Source organism: Pseudomonas sp. NPDC087817 (genome assembly GCF_044742875.1).
Lineage (GTDB): Bacteria > Pseudomonadota > Gammaproteobacteria > Pseudomonadales > Pseudomonadaceae > Aquipseudomonas.
The window spans coordinates 34,277-39,624 of sequence record NZ_JBIUVJ010000049.1; the positions used below are offsets into that span (position 1 = coordinate 34,277).

Below are 5,348 nucleotides of genomic sequence, written 5' to 3' on the forward strand. Positions count from 1 at the left end.
CTGGCGTTCGACACGCTGTACGCCGAAGGCCAGCGCCGCTATGTCGAATCGCTGTCGGCCTATGCCCGGCAGTTCCTGTCGATGATGGAAAAGCCCGACGTCGACACCATCGAAGGGCTGTCGCCGGCCATCTCCATCGAACAGAAGTCGACCTCGCACAACCCGCGCTCCACGGTCGGCACCATCACCGAAATCTACGATTACCTGCGCCTGCTTTATGCACGCGTCGGGACGCCGCGCTGCCCGGATCACGACATTCCACTGGAAGCGCAGACCGTCAGCCAGATGGTCGATCTGGTGCTGGCTCAGCCGGAAGGCAGCAAACTGATGCTGCTGGCGCCGGTGATCCGTGAGCGCAAAGGCGAGCACCTGTCGGTGTTTGAAGAGCTGCGTGCGCAGGGCTTCGTCCGCGCCCGGGTCAACGGCCGGATCTGCGAGCTTGACGAGCTGCCGAAACTGGATAAACAGAAGAAGCATTCGATTGATGTGATCGTCGACCGCTTCAAGGTTCGCGCCGACCTGCAGCAACGTCTGGCCGAGTCCTTCGAGACCGCACTGAAACTGGCCGACGGTATCGCCCTGGTGGCACCGATGGACGACGAGCCGGGCGAAGAAATGATCTTCTCCGCGCGTTTCGCCTGCCCGATCTGTGGTCATGCGATCAGCGAACTGGAGCCGAAGCTGTTCTCCTTCAACAACCCGGCCGGCGCCTGCCCGACTTGCGATGGTCTGGGGGTGAAGCAGTTCTTCGACATCAAACGACTGGTCAATGGTGACCTGACGCTGGCTGAAGGCGCGATTCGCGGCTGGGACAGGCGCAACGTCTATTACTTCCAGATGCTAGGCTCACTGGCCTCGCATTACGGCTTCAGTCTGGAAGTGCCGTTCAACGAACTGCCGGCCGATCAGCAAAAGTTCATCCTGCACGGCAGCGGCTCGCAGAACGTCGACTTCAAATACCTGAATGACCGTGGCGACATCGTCAAGCGCTCGCATCCGTTCGAAGGCATCGTCCCCAACCTCGAACGCCGCTACCGCGAAACCGAATCGGCGAGCGTGCGTGAAGAGCTGGCGAAGTTCCTCAGCACCCAGTCTTGCCCGGACTGCCGCGGTACCCGTCTGCGTCGTGAGGCACGTCACGTGTGGGTAGGCGAGAAAACGCTGCCAGCGGTCACCAACCTGCCAATCGGCGATGCTTGCGAGTACTTCGGCGAGCTGAAGATGACCGGCCGTCGCGGCGAGATCGCCGACAAGATCCTCAAGGAAATCCGCGAGCGCCTGCAGTTCCTGGTCAACGTCGGCCTCGATTATCTGTCGCTGGATCGCAGTGCCGACACGTTGTCCGGGGGTGAGGCACAACGGATTCGTCTGGCCAGCCAGATCGGCGCCGGCCTCGTAGGCGTGCTGTACATCCTCGACGAACCGTCCATTGGTCTGCATCAGCGCGATAACGACCGACTGCTCGGCACGCTCAAGCATCTTCGCGACATCGGCAACACGGTAATCGTGGTCGAGCACGACGAAGACGCGATTCGTCTGGCCGACTACGTTGTGGATATCGGCCCGGGCGCCGGTGTACATGGCGGGCAGATTGTCGCCGAAGGTACGCCGGCCGAAGTCATGGCGCACCCGGACTCCCTTACCGGCAAATACCTGTCGGGGCGGGTGAAGATCGAAGTGCCGCCCAAGCGCACACCGCGCAACAAGAAGCAGGTTCTGGCACTCAAGGGCGCGCGCGGCAACAACTTGCGCAACGTGGACCTCGAGATTCCGATTGGCTTGCTCACTTGCGTGACTGGCGTGTCCGGTTCGGGCAAATCGACGCTGATCAACAACACGCTGTTCCCGCTGAGTGCCACTGCTCTCAATGGCGCGACTACGCTGGAAGCCGCGGCGCACGACAGCATCAAAGGTCTGGAACATCTCGACAAAGTCGTCGATATCGACCAGAGCCCGATTGGCCGTACCCCGCGTTCCAACCCGGCGACTTACACCGGCCTGTTCACACCGATTCGCGAACTGTTCGCCGGCGTACCGGAATCGCGCTCCCGCGGTTACGGCCCGGGGCGTTTCTCGTTCAACGTCAAGGGTGGTCGGTGCGAGGCGTGCCAGGGCGATGGCTTGATCAAAGTGGAAATGCACTTCCTGCCGGACATCTACGTGCCGTGCGACGTGTGCAAGAGCAAGCGCTACAACCGCGAAACCCTTGAGATCAAGTACAAGGGCAAGAGCATCCACGAAACCCTCGAGATGACCATCGAGGAAGCCCGGGTGTTCTTTGACGCGGTGCCGGCGCTGGCGCGCAAGCTGCAAACGTTGATGGATGTCGGCCTGTCCTACATCAAGCTCGGGCAATCGGCGACGACCCTGTCCGGCGGTGAGGCGCAGCGGGTCAAGCTGTCTCGCGAGCTGTCGAAACGCGACACCGGCAAGACGCTGTACATCCTCGATGAGCCGACCACCGGTCTGCACTTCGCCGATATTCAGCAATTGCTCGACGTACTGCACCGTCTGCGCGATCACGGCAACACTGTAGTGGTGATCGAGCACAATCTGGATGTGATCAAAACCGCCGACTGGCTGGTCGACCTCGGGCCAGAAGGTGGCTCCAAAGGTGGACAGATCATTGCCACCGGTACGCCGGAGCAAGTGGCCGAGATGAAGCAGTCTCACACCGGCCATTACCTCAAGCCGTTGCTGATCCGCGATCGTGCATAAACACCGGACATGAAAAAGCCCCTGTCACTTCATCAGTGACAGGGGCTTTTTTGTATCTGTGGCAATCAGGTGTGGGATTGCAGGTAGTTCTCGAGACCGATCAGCTTGATCAGACCCAACTGCTTTTCCAGCCAGTAGGTGTGATCTTCTTCAGTGTCGTTGAGCTGAACCCGCAGAATCTCACGGCTGACGTAGTCTTTGTGCAGTTCGCAAAGCTCAATGCCTTTGCACAGCGCGGCGCGGACTTTGTATTCGAGACGCAGATCCGCTTCGAGCATCTCCGGCACGGTGGTGCCGACATCCAGATCATCTGGACGCATGCGCGGGGTGCCTTCAAGCATCAGAATGCGGCGCATCAACGCATCAGCGTGACCAGCCTCTTCTTCCATTTCATGGTTGATTCGCTCGTAGAGCTTGGTGAACCCCCAGTCCTCATACATCCGCGAATGAACGAAATATTGGTCACGCGCGGCCAGTTCGCCGGTCAGCAACGTGTTGAGGTAATCGATAACGTCTGGGTGGCCTTGCATCGCCCTACATCGCCCGGCTTGAAAGTCTGTAGTTTGAACCAAGCTGACTGGAAGGTCACCCACTTCGCGCAATAAAAGCGAAGATATTCTTAGAAAAGCAGCCTAAATAACGCAAAAACCGCCCAAATGAGGGCGGTTCTGCTTCTCGTTTAGACTTCGTTAAGCTGTACGTTGAGCAGCTTTGCGATTGCTTCTCCATACGCCGGATCGGCTTTGTAGAAATGCTGCAACTGGCGATCAACGACATCACTGGAAACACTAGCCATCGCACCGGCAATGTTGCTCACCAACAGCGCTTTCTGATCGTCGCTCATCAGACGGAACAGCGCGCCGGCATGGCTGTAGTAATCGGTATCTTCACGGTGATCGTAACGATCCGCTGCACCGCTCAGGACCAATGCCGGCTCAGCGTAATGCGGCGCTTGCTTCGGCGACTCGATGTAGCTGTTCGGCTCGTAGTTAGGCGCTGCCCCACCGTTGCTGCCGAAAGCCATCGAACCATCGCGCTGGTAGGTATTCACCGGGCTGCGGGGTGCGTTGACCGGCAGTTGCTGGTGATTGGTACCGACGCGGTAGCGATGGGCATCGGCGTATGCGAACACGCGGCCCTGAAGCATGCGATCCGGCGACAGACCGACGCCAGGCACCATGTTGCTTGGGCCGAATGCCGCTTGCTCGACCTCGGCGAAATAGTTGAGCGGATTACGATTCAGTTCAAGCTCACCTACTTCGATCAGCGGAAACTCTTTCTGCGACCAGGTCTTGGTTACGTCGAACGGATTCTCGTAATGCGCCGCTGCTTGAGCTTCGGTCATGATCTGGATGCACACGCGCCATTTTGGGAAGTCCCCGCGCTCAATGGCTTCGAAAAGATCACGTTGTGCGTAGTCAGGATCGGTGCCCGCCAGGCGAGCAGCATCTGCAGGCGCGAGGTTCTTGATCCCTTGTTTGGTTTTGTAGTGCCACTTGACCCAATGACGCTCACCTTTGGCGCTGATCAGGCTGTAAGTGTGACTGCCGAAGCCGTGCATGTGACGGTAGCCGTCCGGGATGCCGCGATCGGAAAACAGAATGGTGACCTGATGCAGCGCCTCGGGCGAATGCGACCAGAAATCCCACATCATTTGCGCACTTTTCAGATTGCTCTGCGGGAGGCGTTTCTGTGTATGGATGAAATCCGGGAATTTCAGCGGGTCACGAATGAAGAACACCGGCGTGTTGTTACCAACGATGTCCCAGTTGCCTTCTTCGGTATAGAACTTCAGTGCAAAGCCGCGTGGATCACGCTCAGTGTCGGCCGAACCGCGCTCGCCACCTACGGTTGAAAAACGCAGGAACGTCGGAGTTTGTTTGCCGACAGCTTCGAACAGCTTGGCACTTGTGTACTCGGTGATGTCGCGAGTGACAGTGAAAGTGCCGTAAGCACCCGAGCCTTTAGCGTGTACTCGGCGCTCAGGGATGTTTTCACGGTTGAAATGGGCAAGCTTCTCGATCAGGTGAAAATCGTCGAGCAGCAGCGGGCCACGTGGACCGGCGGAGCGAGAATTCTGGTTATCAGCGACAGGTGCGCCACTGGCGGTCGTAAGCGTTTTGATCTGGCTCATACGGTCTTCTTCCTCTGTCAGTCTTGGAACTGCCGGCTAATCGGCTTGCTGAGAAGTATTGATCATCCATGTGACACCTACAAATTCATTAACTTGTAGACATCGATAGATAATTACTAATCATGTTTCTCAGTACATAGTGACAACAGAACAGTGTCAGAAGCTTGTACGAACAGCGCATTTTCTAGCGGACACAAAAAACCGGGCACTAGGCCCGGTTTTTCGTTTCAGACTGACGTCTTACTCGGCGGATACAGCTTCGCCAGCAGTAGCACGATCAACCAACTCGACGTACGCCATAGGCGCGTTGTCGCCAGCGCGGAAACCGCACTTGAGGATGCGCAGGTAGCCACCCTCACGGGTAGCGTAACGCTTGCCCAGGTCGTTGAAGAGCTTACCCCCGAGAGCTTTCGAACGAGTACGGTCGAAAGCCAGACGGCGGTTAGCCAGGCTGTCTGTCTTGGCCAGAGTGATCCGCGGCTCGGCAACGCGGCGC

The 5,348-nt window shown here is 58.1% G+C and carries 4 protein-coding genes; 1 reads left to right on the forward strand and 3 read right to left on the reverse strand.

Annotation, left to right across the window (positions count from 1 at the left end):
- Nucleotides 1-2,718 (forward strand): excinuclease ABC subunit UvrA (uvrA, locus tag ACIONG_RS23250; RefSeq protein ID WP_401302948.1); only part of this gene is annotated, 2,718 nt, incomplete at its 5' end.
- A 65-nt stretch (nucleotides 2,719-2,783) separates the two neighbouring features.
- On the opposite strand, the gene bfr is transcribed toward uvrA, so the two are convergent.
- The 3 genes from bfr to rplQ all read right to left on the reverse strand — a co-directional run.
- Complete coding sequence (bfr, locus tag ACIONG_RS23255) at nucleotides 2,784-3,248, reverse strand: bacterioferritin (protein WP_103303763.1); 465 nt, start codon at nucleotides 3,246-3,248, stop codon at nucleotides 2,784-2,786.
- A gap of 149 nt (nucleotides 3,249-3,397) precedes the next feature.
- Complete coding sequence (locus ACIONG_RS23260) at nucleotides 3,398-4,852, reverse strand: catalase (protein ID WP_401302951.1); 1,455 nt, start codon at nucleotides 4,850-4,852, stop codon at nucleotides 3,398-3,400.
- 240 nt (nucleotides 4,853-5,092) lie between these two features.
- Nucleotides 5,093-5,348 (reverse strand): 50S ribosomal protein L17 (rplQ, locus tag ACIONG_RS23265; protein WP_401302953.1); only part of this gene is annotated, 256 nt, incomplete at its 5' end.